The sequence below is a fragment of the Enterobacter cloacae complex sp. IR5402 genome (genome assembly GCF_049238125.1).
Lineage (GTDB): Bacteria > Pseudomonadota > Gammaproteobacteria > Enterobacterales > Enterobacteriaceae > Enterobacter > Enterobacter hormaechei_C.
In genome coordinates, this window is sequence record NZ_JBMKHO010000002.1 from 464,299 (window position 1) to 486,469 (window position 22,171).

Annotated in this window: 24 protein-coding genes and 1 other annotated feature; of the genes, 12 read left to right on the forward strand and 12 right to left on the reverse strand. The window is 53.6% G+C overall.

From position 1 onward, the window contains the following. Nucleotides 1-41: 41 nt before the first annotated feature. Nucleotides 42-1,208 carry a UDP-glucose 6-dehydrogenase gene (ugd, locus tag ACOTXL_RS05385; protein WP_003859477.1) on the forward strand — a complete coding sequence of 389 codons (1,167 nt, stop codon included), beginning with the start codon at nt 42-44 and terminating at the stop codon, nt 1,206-1,208. 49 nt (nt 1,209-1,257) lie between these two features. Here ugd and ACOTXL_RS05390 read toward each other — a convergent pair whose 3' ends face one another. Next, the gene (locus tag ACOTXL_RS05390; protein ID WP_045350283.1) at nt 1,258-2,262 is read right to left on the reverse strand and encodes an NAD-dependent epimerase; all 1,005 of its coding nucleotides are present in this window, start codon (nt 2,260-2,262) and stop codon (nt 1,258-1,260) included. A gap of 191 nt (nt 2,263-2,453) precedes the next feature. Here ACOTXL_RS05390 and wzzB point away from each other — a divergent pair, with 191 nt between their 5' ends. Further along, a complete protein-coding gene (wzzB, locus tag ACOTXL_RS05395; protein ID WP_045350284.1) occupies nt 2,454-3,434 on the forward strand; it encodes an LPS O-antigen chain length determinant protein WzzB in 981 nt (326 codons plus the stop codon). Between the two features lie 38 nt (nt 3,435-3,472). Here wzzB and hisIE read toward each other — a convergent pair whose 3' ends face one another. From hisIE to hisL, 9 genes are all read right to left on the reverse strand, one after another. Beyond that, the gene (hisIE, locus tag ACOTXL_RS05400) at nt 3,473-4,084 is read right to left on the reverse strand and encodes a bifunctional phosphoribosyl-AMP cyclohydrolase/phosphoribosyl-ATP diphosphatase HisIE (RefSeq protein WP_003859480.1); all 612 of its coding nucleotides are present in this window, start codon (nt 4,082-4,084) and stop codon (nt 3,473-3,475) included. Further along, a complete protein-coding gene (hisF, locus tag ACOTXL_RS05405) occupies nt 4,078-4,854 on the reverse strand; it encodes an imidazole glycerol phosphate synthase subunit HisF (RefSeq protein WP_045350285.1) in 777 nt (258 codons plus the stop codon). Before hisF ends, hisIE begins: the two co-directional genes overlap by 7 nt. Continuing rightward, nucleotides 4,836-5,573: a 1-(5-phosphoribosyl)-5-[(5-phosphoribosylamino)methylideneamino]imidazole-4-carboxamide isomerase gene (hisA, locus tag ACOTXL_RS05410; RefSeq protein ID WP_023306557.1), complete on the reverse strand. Its 738-nt coding sequence runs from the start codon at nt 5,571-5,573 to the stop codon at nt 4,836-4,838. Before hisA ends, hisF begins: the two co-directional genes overlap by 19 nt. Then, nucleotides 5,573-6,163 (reverse strand): imidazole glycerol phosphate synthase subunit HisH, encoded by a 591-nt coding sequence (hisH, locus tag ACOTXL_RS05415; RefSeq protein WP_003859485.1) that lies wholly within the window; start codon nt 6,161-6,163, stop codon nt 5,573-5,575. The genes hisA and hisH overlap by 1 nt, the downstream gene beginning before the upstream one ends. Beyond that, nucleotides 6,163-7,230, reverse strand: coding sequence for a bifunctional histidinol-phosphatase/imidazoleglycerol-phosphate dehydratase HisB (gene hisB, locus ACOTXL_RS05420; RefSeq protein WP_045346724.1), 1,068 nt, complete (start codon nt 7,228-7,230; stop codon nt 6,163-6,165). The genes hisH and hisB overlap by 1 nt, the downstream gene beginning before the upstream one ends. Next, nucleotides 7,227-8,288: a histidinol-phosphate transaminase gene (hisC, locus tag ACOTXL_RS05425; protein WP_045337604.1), complete on the reverse strand. Its 1,062-nt coding sequence runs from the start codon at nt 8,286-8,288 to the stop codon at nt 7,227-7,229. The genes hisB and hisC overlap by 4 nt, the downstream gene beginning before the upstream one ends. Continuing rightward, the gene (hisD, locus tag ACOTXL_RS05430) at nt 8,285-9,589 is read right to left on the reverse strand and encodes a histidinol dehydrogenase (RefSeq protein WP_045350286.1); all 1,305 of its coding nucleotides are present in this window, start codon (nt 9,587-9,589) and stop codon (nt 8,285-8,287) included. Before hisD ends, hisC begins: the two co-directional genes overlap by 4 nt. 5 nt (nt 9,590-9,594) lie before the next feature. Beyond that, nucleotides 9,595-10,494, reverse strand: coding sequence for an ATP phosphoribosyltransferase (hisG, locus tag ACOTXL_RS05435; protein WP_003859492.1), 900 nt, complete (start codon nt 10,492-10,494; stop codon nt 9,595-9,597). 45 nt (nt 10,495-10,539) lie between these two features. Then, nucleotides 10,540-10,663: a sequence feature (His leader region), on the reverse strand. After that, nucleotides 10,639-10,689 (reverse strand): his operon leader peptide, encoded by a 51-nt coding sequence (hisL, locus tag ACOTXL_RS05440; protein WP_099516347.1) that lies wholly within the window; start codon nt 10,687-10,689, stop codon nt 10,639-10,641. Its footprint overlaps the feature before it by 25 nt. A gap of 172 nt (nt 10,690-10,861) precedes the next feature. On the opposite strand from hisL, the gene ACOTXL_RS05445 reads away from it, so the two are divergent. The 4 genes from ACOTXL_RS05445 to plaP all read left to right on the forward strand — a co-directional run bounded on the left by ACOTXL_RS05445 (nt 10,862) and on the right by plaP (nt 14,287). Beyond that, a complete protein-coding gene (locus tag ACOTXL_RS05445; protein ID WP_023314447.1) occupies nt 10,862-11,686 on the forward strand; it encodes an SDR family oxidoreductase in 825 nt (274 codons plus the stop codon). Between the two features lie 41 nt (nt 11,687-11,727). Next, nucleotides 11,728-12,657, forward strand: coding sequence for a LysR substrate-binding domain-containing protein (locus tag ACOTXL_RS05450; protein ID WP_045350287.1), 930 nt, complete (start codon nt 11,728-11,730; stop codon nt 12,655-12,657). Between the two features lie 219 nt (nt 12,658-12,876). Next, complete coding sequence (gene yoeI / locus ACOTXL_RS05455; RefSeq protein ID WP_099458931.1) at nt 12,877-12,939, forward strand: membrane protein YoeI; 63 nt, start codon at nt 12,877-12,879, stop codon at nt 12,937-12,939. Continuing rightward, nucleotides 12,929-14,287 carry a putrescine/proton symporter PlaP gene (gene plaP, locus ACOTXL_RS05460; protein WP_003859499.1) on the forward strand — a complete coding sequence of 453 codons (1,359 nt, stop codon included), beginning with the start codon at nt 12,929-12,931 and terminating at the stop codon, nt 14,285-14,287. Before yoeI ends, plaP begins: the two co-directional genes overlap by 11 nt. Nucleotides 14,288-14,410: 123 nt before the next feature. Here the strand turns inward: plaP and sbcB are convergent, their stop codons facing one another. After that, nucleotides 14,411-15,847 carry an exodeoxyribonuclease I gene (gene sbcB / locus ACOTXL_RS05465; protein WP_015572402.1) on the reverse strand — a complete coding sequence of 479 codons (1,437 nt, stop codon included), beginning with the start codon at nt 15,845-15,847 and terminating at the stop codon, nt 14,411-14,413. Nucleotides 15,848-16,038: 191 nt separating this feature from the next. On the opposite strand from sbcB, the gene dacD reads away from it, so the two are divergent. The 4 genes from dacD to ACOTXL_RS05485 all read left to right on the forward strand — a co-directional run bounded on the left by dacD (nt 16,039) and on the right by ACOTXL_RS05485 (nt 19,436). Further along, a complete protein-coding gene (dacD, locus tag ACOTXL_RS05470; RefSeq protein ID WP_047740833.1) occupies nt 16,039-17,211 on the forward strand; it encodes a serine-type D-Ala-D-Ala carboxypeptidase DacD in 1,173 nt (390 codons plus the stop codon). Nucleotides 17,212-17,329: 118 nt separating this feature from the next. Further along, on the forward strand, nt 17,330-17,803 hold the full coding sequence (gene sbmC / locus ACOTXL_RS05475; protein ID WP_045337599.1) for a DNA gyrase inhibitor SbmC: 474 nt from the start codon (nt 17,330-17,332) through the stop codon (nt 17,801-17,803). Between the two features lie 91 nt (nt 17,804-17,894). Continuing rightward, nucleotides 17,895-18,953, forward strand: a complete 1,059-nt coding sequence (locus tag ACOTXL_RS05480) for an FUSC family protein (RefSeq protein WP_003859506.1) — start codon at nt 17,895-17,897, stop codon at nt 18,951-18,953. 147 nt (nt 18,954-19,100) lie between these two features. Continuing rightward, nucleotides 19,101-19,436 (forward strand): DUF496 family protein, encoded by a 336-nt coding sequence (locus ACOTXL_RS05485; RefSeq protein WP_000450410.1) that lies wholly within the window; start codon nt 19,101-19,103, stop codon nt 19,434-19,436. A 94-nt stretch (nt 19,437-19,530) separates the two neighbouring features. On the opposite strand, the gene ACOTXL_RS05490 is transcribed toward ACOTXL_RS05485, so the two are convergent. Next, nucleotides 19,531-19,749, reverse strand: a complete 219-nt coding sequence (locus tag ACOTXL_RS05490; RefSeq protein ID WP_086531991.1) for a hypothetical protein — start codon at nt 19,747-19,749, stop codon at nt 19,531-19,533. Nucleotides 19,750-20,244: 495 nt separating this feature from the next. Here ACOTXL_RS05490 and ACOTXL_RS05495 point away from each other — a divergent pair, with 495 nt between their 5' ends. Continuing rightward, a complete protein-coding gene (locus tag ACOTXL_RS05495) occupies nt 20,245-21,207 on the forward strand; it encodes a patatin-like phospholipase family protein (RefSeq protein WP_001593459.1) in 963 nt (320 codons plus the stop codon). Nucleotides 21,208-21,222: 15 nt separating this feature from the next. Beyond that, nucleotides 21,223-22,116: a nucleotidyltransferase domain-containing protein gene (locus tag ACOTXL_RS05500; RefSeq protein ID WP_001593458.1), complete on the forward strand. Its 894-nt coding sequence runs from the start codon at nt 21,223-21,225 to the stop codon at nt 22,114-22,116. Nucleotides 22,117-22,171: the final 55 nt, after the last annotated feature.

Here is a 22,171-nt window from a genome sequence, read left to right on the forward strand (position 1 = left end):
GCTTACGCCTCCAGAAACTCAAACTTGAAGAAGTTAAACGAATGAAAATAACCATCTCCGGAACAGGCTATGTTGGTCTCTCAAACGGTATTCTGATTGCACAAAACCATGAAGTGGTTGCGCTGGATATCGTGCAGGCAAAAGTGGACATGCTTAACCAGAAGAAGTCCCCGATCGTCGATAAAGAAATTGAAGAATACCTCGCGACCAAACCGCTGAACTTCCGCGCTACCACGGACAAAGAAGATGCTTACCGCGATGCGGATTTCGTCATCATCGCCACGCCAACCGACTATGATCCTAAAACCAACTACTTCAATACCTCAACCGTTGAAGCGGTGATCAAAGACGTTACGGCAATCAACCCGAACGCAGTGATGATCATCAAGTCGACAATTCCAGTGGGTTTCACCAAATCGATTAAAGAAGAGTTGGGTATTGATAATGTCTTCTTCTCACCGGAGTTTCTTCGCGAGGGCAGGGCGTTATACGATAACCTGCACCCATCCCGTATCGTGATTGGCGAGCGTTCCGAGCGTGCGGAGCGTTTTGCTGCATTACTTCAGGAAGGCGCAATCAAAAAAGATATTCCGGTGCTGTTCACCGATTCCACTGAGGCAGAGGCGATAAAGCTTTTCGCTAACACCTATCTGGCTATGCGCGTGGCCTACTTCAACGAGCTGGACAGCTATGCCGAGAGCTTAGGTCTGAACACCCGTCAGATCATCGAGGGCGTGTGTCTTGACCCGCGTATCGGTAACCATTACAACAACCCGTCCTTCGGTTACGGTGGTTACTGCCTGCCAAAAGATACCAAGCAGCTGCTGGCTAACTATCAGGCGGTGCCGAACAACCTGATTTCTGCCATTGTGGATGCCAACCGCACGCGTAAAGACTTCATCTCGGATTCCATTCTCGCGCGTCAGCCGAAAGTGGTGGGTGTTTATCGTCTGATCATGAAGAGCGGTTCCGATAACTTCCGCGCTTCTTCCATTCAGGGGATCATGAAGCGTATTAAGGCGAAGGGCGTGCAGGTCATTATTTATGAACCGGCGATGCAGGAAGATGAGTTCTTCCATTCGCGTGTGATCCGCGATCTGGATGCGTTTAAGAAAGAAGCGGATGTAATTATCTCCAACCGTATGGCGGAAGAGCTGGCGGACGTGAAAGATAAAGTCTATACCCGCGATTTGTTCGGCAGCGACTGATCAAAATCGTGATATAAAAAAACCCGGCACTTTGCCGGGTTTTTTGTTTTTAAACGTTATAGAAGTTGCGGTACCAGTCGACGAAGTTTTTCACGCCTTCTTTGACTGAGGTTTGTGGTTTAAACCCAATAACGTCATACAGCGCTTTGGTGTCCGCACTGGTCTCCAGCACGTCCCCCGGCTGGATCGGCATCATATTTTTCACCGCTTCCTTGCCCAGCGCCTCTTCAAGCGCGGTGATGTAATCCATCAGTTCGACAGGTGAACTGTTACCGATGTTATACACGCGATACGGGGCAGAACTGGTTGCTGGCGAACCGGCTTCAACCGTCCAGTCGGCATCGGCCTGAGGAATAACGTCCTGTAGGCGGATAATCGCCTCCGCAATATCATCGATATAGGTGAAGTCGCGCTTCATCTTGCCGTAGTTGTATACGTCGATGCTGTTGCCTTCAATCATGGCTTTGGTGAATTTAAACAGCGCCATGTCTGGGCGTCCCCACGGGCCATAGACGGTAAAGAAACGCAGGCCAGTGGTCGGCAGATTGTACAGATGCGAATAGGTATGCGACATTAGTTCATTGGCTTTCTTGGTTGCGGCATACAGGGATACCGGATGGTCTACGGAGTCGTCAGTAGAAAACGGCATCTTACGGTTAAGGCCGTAAACAGAACTTGATGACGCATACAGAAGATGCTGAACCTTGTTGTGGCGACTGCCTTCCAGCACGTTCAGGTGACCTACCAGGTTAGCATCTGCGTAGGCATGCGGGTTTTCCAGCGAGTAACGCACGCCCGCCTGTGCGGCAAGATGGATTACGCGGTCAAATTTTTCATTGGCGAAGAGCGCAGCCATGCCCTCGCGGTCCGCTAAGTCCAGCTTGTGGAAGGTGAAACTCTCGGATTTGAGCAGCTCGAGGCGAGCGAGCTTGAGGTTAGGGTCATAGTAATCATTCAGGTTATCAATTCCAACAACCTTATGCCCTGCATCAAGCAGGCGCTTGCTGACATGAGAACCGATAAAGCCCGCCGCGCCCGTAACCAAAAATTTCATAATATCCCTCATTAACACTTGTACTTGTTATGCCCTTAGGCAGCAAAATACGGCTATGATAGCGCGTTGTGAGAGAGTTACATAACCCATCTTTCCGATATAACTCATCGGATTCTTATAGAAATATCGCCAGCAATAGATACACTATGTAAACATGATGATTTTGCCCTTTTTCATTTGTTAGGGATTGTATGACGCAAAACAACAATAACCTGGTCACTCGCAGCAATGACTCGGAACAAATTGATTTTCTCGATTTATTGCTGCAATTGTGGAGTGGTAAGTGGGTAATAGGGACGTTCGTCGCTATATTTATCGTTCTTGCTGCTGTATACATTACCGTTGTTCAAGAAAAATGGACATCATCTGCTATCATTGCCCAACCTGATGCAGCACAAATTGCAACTTATTCTAATGCATTGGACATCCTTTATCGCGGTGCTGGCCCGTCAATGACCGACATTCAAAATCGTGCCATTGGTCGTTTCAACTCATCCTTTTCTGCACTAGCCCAAGCCCTGGAAAACCAGGAAGAACCTGAAAAACTCACTATCGAACCTACTGTTAAAGGGCAGACGTTACCATTAACCGTAAGCTATCAAGGTGAATCGGCTGAAGCCGCGCAAAAGCAGTTGGCACAGTACATTCAACAGGTTGATGAGCAGACGGCAAAAGAGCTGACGCTTGACCTTAGTGATAACCTTAAACAGCAGATAACTACCTTAAACGACTCCCTTCAAAACCAGGAGAAAGTTGCACAGGAGCAAAAAGATCTGCGTATTAAGCAGATTACTGAGGCATTAAAAAACGCAGAAGCTGCGAAAATCAAAGCTCCGCAGATTCAGCAAACACAGGATGTGACCCAAGAAACCATGTTCCTGCTGGGTAGTGAAGCCCTGAAATCGATGATTGAAAACGAAGCGTCTCGTCCGCTGGTTTTTACTAGTCTCTATTATCAGACCAAACAGAATTTACTGGATATTCAGAACCTCAACGTTAACCCAGACACTATTCATGTCTATCGTTACGTTATGAAACCTAATCTACCTATCCGTCGTGACAGCCCGAAAAAGGCCATCACCCTCATCCTTGCCGTTCTCCTCGGCGGGATCATCGGTTCTGCTGTCGTCCTTGGCCGTAACGCGCTGAGAAACTACAAGCCACGAGCCTGATTTACACACAAAAAAAGACCGGGTTTCCCCGGTCTTTTTTATTTATGCCGTTTCCGCAAATTCTCAATCACCGTCGTTAAATCCAGCTCCTGATCCTGAAGCAGCACCAGCAGGTGATACATCAAATCCGACGCTTCGTTCGTCAGCTCCTCACGGTCATGCACGGTGGCCGCCAGCGCCGTTTCAACGCCTTCCTCACCCACCTTCTGCGCAATACGCTTGGTGCCGCTGGCGTACAGTTTCGCCGTGTACGAGCTCTCGGGATCCGCTGATTTACGCTCTGCCAGCAGCTGTTCCAGCTGATAGAGGAACAGCCACTGGTGGCTCGCCTCGCCGAAGCAGCTGCTGGTGCCTTTGTGGCAGGTAGGCCCAATCGGGTTGACCAGCACCAGCAGGGTGTCGTTGTCGCAGTCTGGCGTAATGCTGACCACATTCAGGAAGTGACCCGAGGTTTCCCCTTTCGTCCACAGGCGCTGTTTGGTGCGCGAGAAAAACGTTACCTTGCCGCTGTCGAGCGTTTTTGTCAGTGCCTCCTGGTTCATGTATCCCAGCATCAGCACTTCGCCTGAAACGGCATGCTGTACAACCACCGGCAGTAATCCGTCAGTTTTTTCCCAGTCCAGCTGCGCCTGTTGTTGCTCTGTTAACATACCCTGATCTCCACGCCCTGGTCGGCCAGGTACGTTTTTAACTCACCAATATTGATAATATGTTTATGGAACACGGAGGCGGCCAGCGCGCCGTCCACGTTCGCATCGCGGAAGGCTTCAAGGAAGTGTTCCATGGTGCCTGCGCCGCCGGAGGCAATCAGCGGAACCTGGCAGACCGCGCGCACTTTTTTCAGCTGCTCGAGGTCGTAACCGTTACGAACGCCGTCCTGGTTCATCATGTTCAGCACGATTTCACCTGCACCGCGTTTTTGAACTTCCTGCACCCAGTCCAGCGTCTCCCATTGGGTGACGCGCGTGCGGCTTTCATCGCCGGTGTACTGGTTAACGTGATATTTGCCCGTCGCGGTATCAAACCAGGTGTCGATCCCCACGACAATGCACTGCACGCCAAAGCGGTCCGCCAGACGCGTAATCAGCTCCGGATCTGCAAGCGCAGGGGAGTTAATCGAAATTTTGTCCGCACCGAAAGAGAGAATTTTCGCCGCATCGTCAGCAGATTTAATCCCGCCCGCCACGCAGAAGGGTATATCAATCACCTCTGCCACGCGCGCCACCCAGCTTTTGTCCACCACGCGGCCATCGCTGGAGGCGGTGATATCGTAAAATACCAGTTCGTCTGCGCCTTCTTCGGCATAGCGTTTTGCCAGCGGAACGATGTCACCAATGATCTCATGGTTGCGGAACTGCACGCCTTTTACAACCTGACCATCACGCACGTCCAGGCAGGGAATTATCCGTTTTGCCAGCATTGAATCGCCTCCTTCACCGTAAATTTGCCTTCCAGCAGCGCGCGACCCACGATCACGCCGCGTACACCGGTTCCGCGCAGAGCGGCGATATCCGCCAGGTCGCCGATACCGCCAGAGGACTGAAACGCCACCTGCGGATAACGCGCGCAAACCTCTTCATACAGCGAGACGTTAGAGCCTGCGAGCGTACCATCGCGTGAAATATCCGTGCACAGGACGTGCTTCAGCCCTACGGGGAGATACATCCCGACCAGCTCTTCGAGCGTCACGCCGGAGTTTTCCTGCCAGCCGCTGACCGCGACCTGCTTGTTACCCTGTTCGTCAATGCGCACATCCAGCGCCAGCACCAGCGCATCCGCACCGAAGCGGCGGAACCAGCCCTTGACACTCTCAGGATCTTTCACAGCGGTCGAACCGACCACCACGCGCGCCACGCCCGCGTCCAGTAAGGCGGCAACATCGGCTTCCGTACGCACGCCGCCGCCCACCTGCACCGGGACGTCCACGCCAGCCACCAGTGTTTTAAGCAGCGGGATCTGGCGCTTCGCCGGATCTTTCGCGCCGGTCAGATCGACCAGATGCAACACCTCAGCGCCCTCGGCGGCGTAAGCCTGTAATCGCGGCAGCGGGTCGTTGCCGTAGTCGCGCTGCTGCCCGTAATCGCCCTGGTGGAGACGAACAACCGTGCCGTCAATTAAATCTAAAGCGGGAATTATCATCACATCTCCAGGAAATTTTTCAGCAGTTGCGCACCGGCGGCACCGGAGCGTTCCGGGTGAAACTGCACGCCGTAAAAGTTATCTTTCTGCACGGCGGCGGTGAACGCCTCGCCGTAATTGCACTGGGCGATGGTGTAGGTATTCACGGGCATGGCGTAGCTGTGGACGAAATAGAAGTACGCGCCGTCTTCGATACCCTGGAACAGCCTGTTGCCCGCCTTCGGATAAACGCGGTTCCAGCCCATGTGCGGCAGTGGCAGGCCGTGGTCGGTCATTTTCGGCACGTCTTCTTCTATAATGCCCAGCAGATCGACACCGTTGCTCTCTTCGCTGCGGCGGCCAAGCAGCTGCATCCCGAGGCAAATGCCCAGCACCGGTTGAGTACAGGCTTTGATGAGATCAACCAGCTCGCGCTCGTGGATCTGATCCATCGCCGCCTGGGCGGTGCCTACGCCCGGCAGAAAGAGTTTATCCGCACGCAGCACCACGTCCGGGTCGCGGCTCACCACCGGCTCGTAGCCGTGGCGCATAATCGCCGACTGTACGGAGTTCAGATTGGCGCATCCGGTGTCCAGAATCACCACGTTCATTACAGCACTCCTTTCGACGAGGGCAGGGCGTCACCTTCCACGCGGATCGCCTGGCGCAGGGTACGGCCAAAGGCTTTGAACAGGCTCTCGACGCGGTGGTGATCGTTTTTGCCTTTGGTTTTCAGGTGCAGCGTCAGGCCCATAGTGTAAGAAAGCGAGCGGAAGAAGTGTTCCACCATCTCGGTGCTGAGATCGCCCACGCGCTGGTAGGTGAAGTCAGCTTTATATTCCAGGTGCGGACGTCCGGAGATATCCATCGCGCAGCGCGCCAGGCACTCGTCCATCGGCAGAACAAAGCCGAAGCGGTTGATGCCGCGCTTGTCGCCGAGCGCCAGCTTCAGGGCTTCGCCCAGCGCCAGGCCGGTATCTTCCACGGTGTGGTGATCGTCGATATACAGGTCGCCCTTAACCGTGATCTCCATACGGAAGCCGCCGTGAGTGGCGATTTGATCCAGCATGTGGTCAAAGAAACCGACGCCGGTGTGGATCTTGCTGCCGCCTTCGCGGTCGAGCCAGACCTTCACGTCGATCTGCGTCTCTTTGGTGTTGCGTTCAACGTGGGAATAGCGGTCGCGTCTGGTGAGCTGCTCGCCAATCATCGCCCAGTTTAGCGTGTCGCGGTTATAGCGCAGACCCGCAATGCCCATGTTTTCCGCCAGCGTGATATCCGTGACGCGATCGCCAATCACATAGCTGTTGGCTTTATCCAGCGCCTCTTCAGCCAGATAACGTTCAACAAGCTTCAATTTTGGCTTGCGGCAGTCGCACTCGTCGGCAGGCATATGCGGGCAGATCAGCACCTCGTCGAAGGCGATGCCCTGCGAGGTCAGCACCTGCATCATCAGGTTGTGCGGGCCGTCAAAGTCCACCTGCGGGAAGCTGTCGGTGCCCAGACCATCCTGGTTGGTGATCATCACCAGCTTATAGCCTGCTTTCTGAAGCTTCAGCAGCACCGGGATCACATCGGGTTCAAAGGCCAGCTTGTCGAAACGATCGACCTGAAAATCGCTGGGTGGCTCCGAGATGATGGTGCCGTCACGATCGATAAAGAGATACTTCTGACTCATACTTTCTCCGCTTTCAGGGCGTCAATCACGCGCTGGCTCTCTGCACGGGTGCCGACGGTAATACGCAGGCAGCCGCTCAGGGTAGGTTGTTTATTCTGGTCTCGTAAGATAATGCCCTGATCCCACAACGATTTAAATATCGCGCTTGAGGCGGTGAAGCGCACCAGGATGTAGTTGGTTTCCGAGTCGAACACCTCTTCCACGCACGGAATCGTTTTCAGGGCATCGACAAGATACTGACGCTCTTCCAGGATCTGCGCCACACGCTCGCGCATCGCGCTGATGCCCTGCGGGGCCAGCGCCTGTGCCGCAATATCGGCAACCGGCGTTGAGAGCGGATACGGGGCGATGACTTTCAGCAGCAGGTCGATAATCGCTTTATTCGCCAGCGTAAATCCACAGCGAAGGCCGGCGAGGGCGAAGGCTTTGGAAAGGGTACGCAGCACAACGAGATGCGGATACTCTTCAAGCCAGCCTGCCAGTGTCGCCTGTGGGCAGAACTCAATGTAGGCTTCGTCGGCCACGACCAGCGCTTTGCCGCGCGTCATTTCCAGCAGGGAACGGATATCCTGCGGATTGATAATCTGCCCGGTCGGGTTGTTCGGGCTACAGACAAACACCACCTTCACGCCGTCGAGGTTATCGGCGATGCCCTGCAAATCCAGCTGCCAGTTGTCCAGCGCCTGCACGTTGCGGCAGGCCACGCCAAAGGTTTCGGCGCTGACGCTGTACATCCCATAGGTGGGCTGGCAGTACATCACCGCGTCTTTACCCGGCTCGCAGAAGGCGCGGATCAGCAGCTCAATCCCTTCATCCGCCCCACGGCTGACCAGCACCTGCTCAGGCTTTACGCCTGCATACTGCGCATAGTTCTCGATCACCGCTTTCGGCTGACACTCCGGGTAGCGGTTCAGCGTCTGCTGCGAGAGCTCAAAGGCCACCGCCGTGGGATATTCGTTGGCATTCAGCCAGACGTCGCCGTTGCCGCCAAGACGACGCGCAGACTGATAGGGCGTCAGGCGACGGACATTTTCGCGGGCTAATTCTTCGATGTTCATGCTTGCTCCTTCAGGGCGGCAACGCGCAGCGTCACGGCATTTTTGTGGGCAGTCAGGCGCTCGGCGGCGGCCAGGATTTCAATGGTCGACGCCAGCGAGGCAAATCCCTCGCGGGAGAGTTCCTGCACGGTCATGCGCTTCTGGAAATCCGCCAGCCCCAGGCTGGAGCAGGTTGAGGTATAGCCATACGTGGGCAGCACGTGGTTGGTGCCGGAGGCGTAATCCCCGGCGGATTCCGGTGACCAGTCCCCGAGGAACACTGAGCCTGCGCTGGTTATGCTGTCGACCAGATCGCGCGCGTTACGGGTCTGAATAATCAGGTGCTCAGGACCGTACTGGTTGGAGATGGCGATGCACTGGTCAAGATCGCGGGCCACAATCAGGCGGCTGGCGGATAACGCCTGACGCGCCGTTTCCGCACGCGGCAGGTCAGCCAGCTGACGCTCAACGGCGTCGCCCACGCGTTTTGCCATGTCGGCATCTGGCGTCAGTAAAATCACCTGCGAGTCAGGGCCGTGCTCGGCCTGCGAGAGCAGGTCAGAGGCCACGAAATCCGGTGTAGCGCCGCTGTCGGCAATCACCAGCACTTCAGACGGACCGGCAGGCATATCAATCGCCGCGCCGTCCAGACGCTGGCTGACCTGACGCTTCGCTTCGGTTACGTACGCATTGCCCGGACCAAAGATTTTGTCGACCTTAGGAATGGATCCCGTCCCGAACGCCAGGGCGGAAATCGCCTGCGCACCGCCCACTTTATAGATCGCCTGCACGCCGCACAGCTTCGCCGCGTACAGGATCTCGTCGGCGATCGGTGGCGGAGAGCAGAGCACAACCTTCTGACAACCGGCAATACGTGCCGGGGTGGCCAGCATCAGGACGGTCGAAAACAGCGGGGCAGAGCCGCCGGGAATATAGAGGCCAACGGACGCCACCGGGCGCGTCACCTGCTGGCAGCGCACGCCGGGCAAGGTTTCCACATCCACCGCCTGCAATTTCTGCGCGGTGTGGAAGGTATCAATATTTTTCACCGCGATGGCCATCGCCTGTTTGATGTCATCACCCAGACGATTGCTGGCATCAATGATTTCCTGCACGGTAACTTGTAAAGCGCCGACTTCCGTCTTGTCAAACTTCGCGCTGTACTCGCGCAGCGCGTCGTCTCCGCGGGCTTTGACGTTATCGAGGATCTCCGCCACGGTGCGGGTGATGCTCTCCGAAGCGGAAATTGCCGGGCGCATCAGCAGCTCGTGCTGTTGCGCGTCGCTACAGGTATTCCAGTCGATGATTGTGTTAAAGCTCATGGTCGTTACTCCATCATCTTCTCAATTGGCAGCACCAGAATGGAGCTTGCGCCCAGCGCCTTAAGTTTTTCCATGGTTTCCCAGAACAGGGTTTCGCTGCTCACCATGTGCATCGCCACGCGCTGCTGATCGCCCGCCAGCGGCAGAATGGTTGGACGCTCAGCGCCCGGCAGCAGGGCAATCACTTCCTCCAGACGCTCGGTTGGCGCATGCATCATGATGTATTTGGATTCACGCGCCTGAATCACGCCCTGAATGCGGGTCAGCAGTTTGTCGATGAGCTGCTGTTTGGCGTCGGCCATCTCGCCGTCGCGCTGGATAAGGCACGCTTTGGAGCGGTAGATCACCTCCACTTCGCGCAGGCCGTTCGCTTCCAGCGTGGCGCCGGTGGAGACGAGGTCACAGATGGCATCGGCCAGGCCCGCACGCGGCGCCACTTCAACGGAGCCGTTCAGCAGACAGGATTTAAACTGCACGCCTTTTTGATCGAGGTAACGCTTCAGCAGGTGAGGGTAAGAGGTGGCGATACGTTTGCCGTTCAGCGCGGCCGGGCCGTCCCAGGCTTCATCGACCGGCGTGGCCAGCGACAGGCGGCAGCCGCCAAAGTCCAGACGACGTAGGGTAAAGTAACGCGGATCTTCGCCCTGCGCGCGGCGGGTTAATAACTCTTCTTCCAGTACGTTTTCGCCGATGATGCCGAGATCAACGACGCCATCCATCACCAGGCCCGGGATATCGTCATCACGTACGCGCAGAATGTCGATCGGCATATTTTCAGCCAGGGCGATCAGGCGCTGGGTGTGCAGGTTGATTTTAATCCCGCAGCGGGCCAGCAGTTCGCGTGAATCGTCGCTTAAACGGCCTGATTTTTGAATAGCTATGCGTAAACGTGAGTTATCTAACATTCTGTGTTCCTCGTTAACCTGTTTTAACCTGTCTGAATGCGGTCCAAAAAAAAGCCCCCGGAAGAAGATCTTCCGGGGGCTTTTTCATGCGTTCATGCACCACTGGAAGATCCAAACGTCTTCCAGCACACATCGCCTGAAAGACTAGTCAGGATGATGGTGATGATGGTGGTTTTTAAAAGGAACGCGTGTCATATAAATTCTCGTTGAATGCTTATGCATTTGATGTCTTTTAACCTAAACCAGTTGTACGCCATAAAGCAAGGGCTTTTTTTGATCATTAATTCATTTCATATTGATGGTATGAATTGTGCGTTCCACCAGGCTGGCGTAGCCTTATAACAGGCATCGTTAAGCGGAGAATGTAATGAAAAAGGTCGCGATTGTCGGGTTAGGATGGTTAGGAATGCCACTGGCGATGTCATTAGCCGCGAAAGGCTGGCAGGTGACAGGGAGTAAGACCACCCGAGATGGGGTTGAAGCGGCACGCATGTGCGGCATTGATGGTGTCGAGCTGCGTCTCGAACCCGAGCTTATCTGCGATACCGACGAGCTGGATGAACTGATGAATGTGGACGCGCTGGTCATTACCTTACCGGCGCGGCGCAGCGGCCCGGGCGAGACGTTTTACTTGCAGGCGGTGCAGGAGATTGTCGACAGCGCCCTGGCGCACCATATCCCGCGCATCATTTTCACCAGCTCCACCTCCGTCTATGGCGATATCGACGGTACGGCGAAAGAAAACACCGAACGCCGTCCGGTGACCGCCAGCGGACGGGTACTGAAAGAGCTGGAAGACTGGCTGCACAATCTGCCTGGCACGCAGGTGGATATTTTACGCCTCGCCGGGCTGGTGGGGCCGGGGCGTCATCCGGGACGCTTCTTTGCCGGTAAATCCGCGCCGGATGGCCAGCACGGGGTTAATCTTGTGCACCTTGAGGATGTTATCGGTGCAATAGAACTGCTTTTACAGGCTCCGAAAGGGGGGCACATCTATAATATATGTGCGCCTTCGCATCCGCCGCGTAGTACCTTTTATCCGCTGATGGCGCGCCAGCTTGGCCTGGCGCCGCCGGTATTCAGTGATGCGCAGGGGGAGCGCAAAGGCAAAATTATTGATGGCAATCGTATTTGCCATGAACTGGGATTTGAATATCAGTATCCCGATCCGCTGGTAATGCCCATGGAATAATTGCGCCGGCGGAGACAATCGCACACCGCAAGGGGGCGAAGATGAAACCGCTGCTGGATGTTCTTGTTATTCTGGATGCGCTGGAAAAAGAGGGGAGCTTTGCCGCCGCCTCGGCGAAGCTCTATAAAACCCCTTCGGCTCTGAGCTACACCGTGCAAAAGCTCGAGAGCGATCTTAATATCCAAATCCTTGACCGCACCGGGCATCGCGCGCGTTTCACCCGTACAGGGCAGATGTTGCTGGAAAAAGGGCGTGACGTGCTGCATACGGTTCGCGAGCTGGAAAAACAGGCCGTCAAACTTCATCAGGGCTGGGAAAATGAGCTGGTGATTGGGGTTGATGATACATTCCCTTTCTCCCTGCTTACCCCGCTTATTGAGGCGTTCTATCAGCGCCACAGCGTCACGCGGTTGGTTTTTATCAATGGCGTGCTGGGCGGTTCCTGGGAGGCCCTGACGCAGGGCAGGGCGGATATCATCGTTGGCGCGCTGCATGAGCCTCCCCAGTTGAGCGAATTTGGTTTTGCGCGGCTGGGTGTTCTGGAGCAGGTTTTTGCCGTTGCGCCTCATCACCCGCTGGCGAATGAACCGGAGCCGGTTACCCGACGCGTCATTAAAAACTATCGTGCCATTGTGGTTGGAGACAGTTCTCGCCCCGAGTGCGGCATTTCATCGCAGCTGCTGGATGAGCAGGAGGCCATCACCGTTTTTGATTTTAAAACCAAGCTAGAGCTGCAAATAAGCGGCCTGGGGTGCGGTTACCTTCCCCGTTATTTAGCGCAGCAGTTTATTGACAGCGGAGCGCTGGTGGAAAAAAAAGTTTTAGCGCAGAGCAGTAACGAATCGGTATGGGTGGGCTGGAATGAACAGACCGCCGGCCTTGCCAGCGCCTGGTGGCGAGACGAAATTTTAGCAAATAGTGCTATCGCGACAGTTTACACTCAGGCAGATGATGGTAAATCAACCAGTTAGAAAAATTATTTTATGGGCAGGTTTCTCAATGTATTGCCTTTTGTATCTTGAATAGGGCAAAATGCCGCCGCTGCAAACAAATAAATAATCGACGATATAAAAGGCGTCGGTTATTTTTTTTTGCATGTACGAAACGAAACTAAAAACCAAGAGGCCGGGCTTCGTACCGGATAGATACTTACTAAAATCCGACAGTTGTTGTCGCTGAGGAAGAAAGAAATGGGGCAATTTTTCGCTTACGTGGCGGTTATCACCGTAAAGGAGAATAACTATGTCGCATAACGCAACTCCAAACACCTCTCGCGTGGAATTACGTAAAACGCTTACGTTGATTCCGGTTGTCATGATGGGCCTTGCCTATATGCAACCGATGACGCTGTTCGATACATTCGGTATCGTATCAGGCCTCACGGACGGTCATGTGCCGACGGCTTACGGCTTTGCACTGATTGCGATCCTCTTTACCGCGCTCAGCTACGGTAAACTGGTGCGCCGTTATCCGTCTGCCGGTTCCGCCTACACCTATGCCCAGAAATCCATCAGCCCGACGGTAGGCTTTATGGTGGGCTGGTCTTCGCTGCTCGACTATCTGTTCGCGCCGATGATCAACATTCTGCTGGCAAAAATTTATTTTGAAGCGCTGGTGCCATCGATTCCATCCTGGATGTTCGTCGTGGCGCTGGTGGCCTTTATGACGGCCTTCAACCTTCGCAGCATCAAGTCCGTTGCCAACTTTAACTCCGTTATCGTTGTGCTTCAGGTTGTACTGATTGCCGTGATCCTCGGCATGGTGATTTACGGTGTGTTCCACGGTGAAGGCGCGGGCACTCTGGCGAGCAGCAAGCCGTTCTGGTCTGGTGATGCGCATGTGATCCCGATGATTACCGGGGCGACGATTCTGTGCTTCTCCTTTACCGGTTTTGATGGTATCAGCAACCTGTCTGAAGAAACGAAAGATGCAGAGCGCGTAATTCCGCGTGCAATCTTCCTGACGGCGCTGATTGGTGGCCTGATCTTTATTTTCTCGACCTATTTCCTCCAGCTGTACTTCCCGGATATCTCTCGCTTCAAAGATCCGGATGCTTCTCAGCCGGAAATTATGCTCTATGTGGCGGGTAAAGCGTTCCAGGTCGGCGCGCTGATCTTCTCCACCATCACCGTACTGGCGTCCGGTATGGCCGCGCATGCAGGCGTTGCGCGTCTGATGTACGTTATGGGCCGCGATGGCGTATTCCCGAAAAGCTTCTTCGGCTACGTGCATCCAACTTGGCGTACCCCGGCGATGAACATCATTCTGGTCGGTGCGATCGCGCTTCTGGCGATTAACTTTGACCTGGTGATGGCAACGGCGCTGATTAACTTTGGTGCGCTGGTGGCGTTTACCTTTGTTAACCTGTCGGTGATCTCTCAGTTCTGGATCCGTGAAAAGCGTAACAAGACGCTGAAAGACCACTTCCAGTATCTGTTCCTGCCGATGTGTGGTGCTATGACCGTGGGCGCGCTGTGGGTTAACCTGGAAGAGAGCTCAATGGTGCTTGGCCTGATTTGGGCAGGTATCGGCCTGGTTTACCTGGCCTGTGTGACGAAGAGCTTCCGCAACCCGGTTCCTCAGTACGAAGACGTCGCGTAAGACTGCGTCGGGTGGCGGCTACGTCTTACCCGACCTAAATACCCCGCAGGCCCGCGTAAGCGAAGCGCCATCGGGCAAAAAAAAAGCCGGAGACATCGCCTCCGGCTTTTTTGTACCCGCTATTCAGACAATCTCTTGCGCATACTGGAACAGCGCTTTCAGCAGCGCCTGCTTCTCAGCATTCCCTTCATACTGACCGTAAAGCATCTCCAGCTCCTGGGCGTAGCTATTAAGAAACTCCGGCGTAAACACGTTGCGCCGATGCTGTAACCAGCGCTCCTGCTCTGCTTCATCCAGCGTGCCGGGATAGTTGCGCGCGCGATAATTAAACATCAGCTTCTCAATGCGCTTATCTGCGAAGGTGATATCCAGCGCGGGCAGGTTACGCGGGTCGGTTTGCAGCACGATATTCATCGCCGCGCGATCGGCGTCGCTGAAGAAGCCGTTATAAAGCTGCGCATCCACATTCTCAGACGGCACGAACGGCTCTGCTTCGGCAAAAATGGCGACGACTTTCTCGCGCACCTGCGGGTTGTCGCGCAGCACTTTCAGGTTATCGAGGCAGTGCTGACGGTTAATCCCCAGCCGGTCGGCGTCTTCCGGGCGTAGCGTGTTGGCCTGCGCCAGCACCGGGCACTTATTAATGTGCACCAGTTTTACCGGTACGGCTGGCAGGTCACCCAGCGCCTCTTTCGGCGTATAGAGCCGTTCACGTAAGGTGTCGCTGTCGAGCTCAAGCAGCGGGGAGATATCTCCGGCGAGATCCACCATGATGACGGCGTTACGGTTGTCCGGATGCCAGGCAAGCGGCGCCACCCAGCTTGTATTCCCGCGCCATGCACCGAACATCCCTGAAATATGCACCAGCGGTTTCATCTGCGGCACGTCAATTAGCGTCATCAGCTTTTGCTTGCTGCGATGGCTCAACAGATACTCAAACAGGCGCGGCTGCGCGGTTTTTACAAGTTTCGCCATAGCGATGGTCGCGTAAACGTCTGCCATCGCGTCGTGGGCATTGCTGTGCTCAATGCCGTTGGCCCGCGTCAGGTGCTCGAGCCTGAAGCTCGGCAAGCCGTCGTCGTTCTCCGGCCAGTTAATCCCCTCCGGGCGCAGCGCATAGCAGGCGCGCATGATATCCAGCAAATCCCAGCGTGAATTACGGTTCTGCCAGCTCCAGGCATACGGATCGTAGAAGTTGCGGTAGAAGATATTGCGCGTCACTTCATCGTCAAAACGGATATTGTTGTAACCCACCACGCAGGTATTGGGCACCGTGAACAGGTCGTGGATGCGACGGGCAAATTCTGCTTCGCTAACGCCTTTATCCCGCGCTTCCTGAGGCGTGATGCCCGTCACCATCACCGCGCCCGGCTGCGGCAGATAGTCATCGGCGGGCTTACAGTAAAACACCTCGGGTTCGCCGATGACGTTAAATTCGTCATCGGTACGGATAGCCGCAAACTGCGCCGGTCGGTCCAGCGCCGGATGGGTGCCAAAGGTTTCGTAATCGTGGAACAAAAAAGTCGGGCGCGCGGCAGAGTCAGACACCAGTAATCTCATCCTGTTAAAAGTTGACGTCTCTATGGTAAACGATTGGGGTGAGCAGTCCGAACAAAAAGCACCGTCAGGCAAGAAATTTGCGAGATTTGTTCCGAAAAAATCTGCGTTCTGTCACATTTTTTTGCAATTAAGGCAGGTAACGACATCAGAACTCCCGTAAAAAGGTCATCGATTTTTACTGACCTGAGGATATACCGTTGAAACGCCGTCTGTTTATTGCTGTTTCTTTACTCGCTTCGAGTATTTCATCCGCGCTGGCTGCCGAGCCGCTGGATTTTTCACCTCAGCCGCCTGCCATCCAGGCTGGCTCCTGGGTATTGATGGATTACACCACGGGTCAAATCTTAACGGCGGGCAACGAACATCAGCAGCGCAATCCGGCGAGCCTGACCAAACTGATGACGGGGTACGTTGTCGATCGCGCCATTGATAGCCACCGCATCAGCCCCGATGACATTGTGACGGTCGGACGTGACGCCTGGGCAAAAGGCAATCCGGTCTTTGACGGTTCGTCGCTGATGTTTCTGAAGGAGGGCGATCGGGTTTCCGTGCGCGATCTCAGTCGCGGCCTGATTGTTGATTCCGGCAATGATGCCTGCGTGGCGCTGGCGGATCACGTGGCGGGCGGTCAGCCGCAGTTCGTCAGGATGATGAATGACTATGTTGAAAAACTGAACCTGCGCGATACCCACTTCGAAACCGTACACGGGCTGGATGCACCGGGTCAGCACAGCTCCGCCTACGATCTCGCCGTGCTTTCCCGGGCCATCATTCACGGCGAGCCTGAGTTCTACCACATGTACAGCGAGAAGAGCCTGACCTGGAACGGCATCACCCAGCAGAACCGCAACGGCCTGCTGTGGGATAAGACCATGAACGTGGATGGCCTGAAAACGGGACACACCTCGGGCGCGGGCTTTAACCTGATTGCCTCAGCGGTGGACGGTCAGCGTCGACTGATTGCGGTGGTGATGGGGGCAGACAGCCCGAAAGGACGTGAAGATCAGGCGCGCAAGCTGCTGCACTGGGGACAGCAAAATTTTGATACGGTGCAGATCCTGCATAACGGTAAAAAAGTGGGAACCGAGCGCATCTGGTACGGCGATAAAGAGCAGATCGCGCTGGGCACGGATCAGGACTTCTGGCTGGCATTACCCAAATCGGAAGTGCCGAACATCAAGGCGAAATACGTGATGGATAAAAAAGAGCTGGAAGCGCCGATCGCCGCGCATCAGCGGGTAGGGGAGATCCAGCTGTACGATCGTGACAAGGTGGTCGCGCACTGGCCATTGGTTACGCTGGAAAGCGTTGAAAAGGGTGGGCTTTTCTCCCGTCTTGGCGATTATCTGCATCATAAACTCTGACCTTTTCGGGCAGACTGGCAGTGTTGCGAGTCTGCTCACATAATAAATACTCCTGGATTGCCGATAATCTCGATTCTGCTTTACAGTGTATATATATACAGTAATAAACGGAGGCAGCATGGACTACAGCATCAGGCAGCAACAGAAACGTACGATTGCAGGCTTTCATCTCGTGGGGCCGTGGGAAAAGACGGTCAAGCAGGGGTTTGAACAGCTGGTCATGTGGGTAGATGGTCGTCATATTCAGCCGCAGGAGTGGGTGGCCGTTTATTATGACAATCCGGATGACGTGCCGGCAGAAAAGCTCCGCTGCGTTACCGCCGTAACGGTAGCGGACGATTTCACTATTCCTGAAAACAGCGAAGGGGTGATGATGACCGAAATTGCTGCCGGAGAGTATGCTATTGCTGCCGCGCGCGTCGAAAATCATGATTTCGCCACGCCGTGGTATCAGTTCTTCAACTCCCTTCTGGAAGACAGCAAATTCCAGATTGCAGCAAAACCCTGCTTCGAACGCTATCTGAACGATGGCAATGCTGACGGCTACTGGGATATTGAGATGTTTGTACCGGTAGAGCACAAAGTGGGATAATCCTGCGAAACGCAGGGTTTTTCAGCCGGGCGCGATCCACCCGGCTGAAAACACAGTACAATTGTGGTTTGCCGTAGAGCTGGAGACGGGTGTGCGCCCCGACAAGTCATTAACCCCTTTTGAAATTCGGTTATACAAACATTATCGCGTGGTGCACGGTTGCCGCATTGCGCTGGCGTTTGTGTTGACCTTCGTACTGGTTCGTTTGCTGGATATCCCGGAAGGGACGTGGCCGCTAATCACGCTGGTGGTGGTGATGGGGCCGATCTCATTCTGGGGGAACGTGGTCCCTCGCGCTTTCGAACGCATAGGCGGTACCGTTTTAGGCTCAGCGCTTGGGCTTATCGCCCTGAAACTGGAGCTGATCTCGTTTCCGTTCATGTTGCTGTGGTGCGCGGTGGCGATGTTTCTTTGCGGATGGCTGGCCCTTGGCAAGAAACCGTATCAGGCGCTGCTGATTGGCATTACGCTCGCGGTTGTGGTCGGCGCACCGGCGGGCGATATGACCACCGCATTGTGGCGAAGCGGGGACGTGATCCTCGGCTCGTTGCTCGCCATGCTGTTTACCGGCATCTGGCCGCAGCGCGCCTTCCTGCACTGGCGCATTCAGATGGCAAACTACGTCACGGCATTTAACCGGGTCTACCAGGCCGGGTTTTCGCCGAATCTGATTGAGCGTCCGCGGCTGGAAAAGCATCTGCAAAAAATCCTCAATGATGTGGTCAAAATGCGCGGGTTAATTACGCCAGCAAGCAAAGAAACCCATATCCAGAAAGCCATCTTTGAAGCTATTCAGACGGTCAGCCGTAATCTGGTCTGTATGCTTGAACTGCAAATCAATGCCCACTGGGCCTCACGCCCCAGCCATCTTCTGATGCTCAACGCGCATACGCTGAAAGAGACGCAGCAGATGACGCAACAAACCCTGCTGACCATCGCTCATGCGCTCTATGAAGGTAACCCGCAGCCGATACGGGCGAACAGCGAGCGGCTGAACGAAATCGTCGCCGAGCTCAAACAGCTGATGAATGAGCGCCAGGGCGACAATGTGGCGGAAACGCCCATCCATGGTTATGTCTGGCTGAGTATGGAGCTGGCGCGGCAGCTGGAGTTGTTATCGCAGCTGATTTGCCGGGCTCTGCGCAAATAAAAAGCGTATGTGATGCCTGCTGCTTCGATTCAGCAACAATTAGGGTTATGATGGTTTTAAACGATATACTCATTGTCATTCGCAGCCGCTGTCTGTTAAAACGGTTGCTTTAACGAATCCGAATCTCACATTATCAGGGGTGTAAAAATGGAAACTACCAAGCCTTCGTTCCAGGATGTTCTGGAGTTCGTCCGCCTGTTCCGCCGCAAAAACAAGCTACAGCGCGAAATCCAGGACGTAGAGAAGAAGATCCGTGACAACCAGAAACGTGTCCTGCTGCTGGACAACCTGAGCGACTACATCAAGCCAGGTATGAGCGTTGAAGCTATTCAGGGCATCATCGCCAGCATGAAGAGCGATTATGAAGATCGCGTTGATGACTACATCATCAAAAACGCTGAGCTGTCCAAAGAGCGTCGCGACATCTCCAAGAAGCTGAAAGTGATGGGCGAAATCAAAAACGTCGACGCGAAAGGCGAGTAATCGCACACTCTGTTGCCCGGTGGCGCTGCGCTTACCGGGCCTACAGGACTGTTATCACGTAGGTCGGGTAAGGCGAAGCCGCCACCCGACAATTTTACCGAACGCAAAAAAGCAAAAAGCCTGCTCTAAAAGCAGGCTTTTTAAATTTGGCTCCTCTGACTGGGATCGCCTTTGCCAGTAACTGGCTAATATTCAAGCTAAACCTGAATCCACTTTCTGTCAAGACCACCAAAATGACCACCAATAGTAGCGGGTTACGTAAGGCTGGGTTGAGTGAACCTCGGATATGCTGATCGTTACTTTGGTGTTCCATGGATGGGGTGGATATGAAAGTTATCTATTCGCAGAACCGTATGGGTACAGCAATTGACGCACGTAATGCAGTAAATACTGGCCGGACTCTCCACTTTTGAGTGAAGCCGCAGTTGTGGATTTTATTAAAGTGGCAAATGCGTAAAAATAGATCAATGAATAGTATAGGTTTAGGCCCTATTGTGTAATATGTCCGCAACTCTAGGTGTTTAGGTAAAGTACAGAATGAAGACGCTTAAAGCATCGTTGCCCAATGCTCTGCAACAGATGAGGGAGGCCGTGGTGTGAGTCAAGAGGTATTTTATCTACCTTATTTCGATGGAACGCGACCTTAAAAGTCCTACCTCGAACAAGTTAGCCTACTATGCGATTTGATGGAGATCCATCCGCTCACGCTGTTGGTTTATGCAGGTTTCGGACTACTTGAAGTCTCCAGCTTTTATAAATTGTTCGGTACTAGTTGGATATCCTCGTAGTGAACAAGGAGTGCAAAAGAATGACTTACTCTGTTTCGCCGTCATCACTACTCACCGAGTACGGCAACGACAACATATGCCGTGTTCTCGCACTTGATGGTGGCGGTGCAAAGGGCTTTTATACGCTGGGTGTCCTCAAGGAAATTGAGGCTATGCTTGGGTGCCCATTATATAAGAGGTTTGATCTTGTATTTGGTACTAGCACCGGTGCGATTATTGCCGCGCTCATCGCTCTAGGATACGAAGTAGATCAAATACACGCACTGTACACCGAACATGTACCACGAGTTATGTCCAGCCGGTCGGCTGCGGCAAGAACAATGGCGCTCCAGGATTTGGCTAAGGAAGTTTTTCAAGACAAGACATTCGAAGATGTTCTGATGGGTATTGGCATCGTCGCAACTCGATGGATGACCGAAAGACCAATGATCTTCAAAGGTAATGTTGTGCAGGCCCATGGTCGCAAGGGAACCTTCAGTCCTGGATTCGGGGTCAGCATCGCTGATGCAGTGCAAGCGTCTTGCTCGGCTTATCCGTTCTTCGAAAGGAAAGTGATTGTTACCGCAGCAGGAGATAAGGTTGAGTTGATCGATGGAGGTTACTGCGCAAACAACCCCACCTTGTTTGCAATCGCCGACGCCACTGTCGCTCTGAAAAAAGATCACAAGGATATCCGGGTTATAAATGTCGGTGTTGGTATCTATCCAGAACCTAAACCAGGTCTCCTTATGCGGATTGCTAAGAAATGGCTCGCAGTCCAGCTGCTTCAAAAAACTTTAGAGATCAATACACAATCGATGGATCAACTACGCGACATTCTATTCAAAGATATTCCGACGATTCGGATCAGCGACACATTCGAACGGCCTGAGATGGCGACAGATTTACTTGAGTACAATTTAGATAAACTGAATACCCTTCGACAGCGTGGTAGGGAGTCTTTTGGAGCTCGTGAGGCACAATTAAGAGAGTTTCTGATATGAGTGAGGCGAAATAATATGGGAATACCTGAATCACAGCTCGATACATGGTCCCACCAAGGATCTATTGCACAGTCTGCCTCGACTTATAGCATTATAAAGAATGCATTAGAGAGCGCAAACACTAAGTATCATGGAAAGAATTTTAAAGTATTCCTTCAGGGCTCCTATGGAAACGATACTAACATTTATGCTGAAAGTGACGTTGATGTAGTCATATGTCTTGATGATGTCTACTACAGTGACCTCACACAGTTATCACCAGAAGACAAAGATGCGTATGACCGTGCATTTGTTCCTGCAACCTACTCGTATACTCAATTTAAGCAAGATGTGCTTGAGGCTCTTACAGAGCGCTTCGGGTCTGATGTTAAGGTCGGAGATAAGGCCATAGTTGTAGCGGCAAATGGAAGTAGGCGCAAAGCTGACGTTATCGCATCAATGCAGTTTCGTCGTTATTGGAAATTCAAGGGGCATTACGACTCACAATACGATGAGGGCATCTGTTTCTTTAATGGCGCTGGTGAACGGATTGCCAATTACCCCAAGCAGCATTCAGAAAATCTCACCTTAAAACATCAGGCCAGTAATAAATGGCTAAAGCCCATGGTTCGCGTACTGAAGAACCTTCGAAGTAAACTCATTGCTGACGGAAAATTGAAGTCAGGACTTGCACCTTCCTATTACCTTGAAGGTCTACTCTACAACGTGCCAAATGAAAAGTTTGGCACCAGTTATGCTGATTGTTTTGTCAATGCCATGAATTGGATTCAGACAGAAGCAGATAAAGACAAGCTGGTATGCGCCAATGAACAGTATTACTTGCTTTGGGAGGGGACACATACCTCATGGGAGAAAGCCGATGCGGAAGCGTTTATCGACGCTGCAATAAAAATGTGGAATGAATGGTGAAGTGAGTCGACAAAACTGCTGGTCTTAGGGCACGGCAAACAGCAAGCAGGAGAAA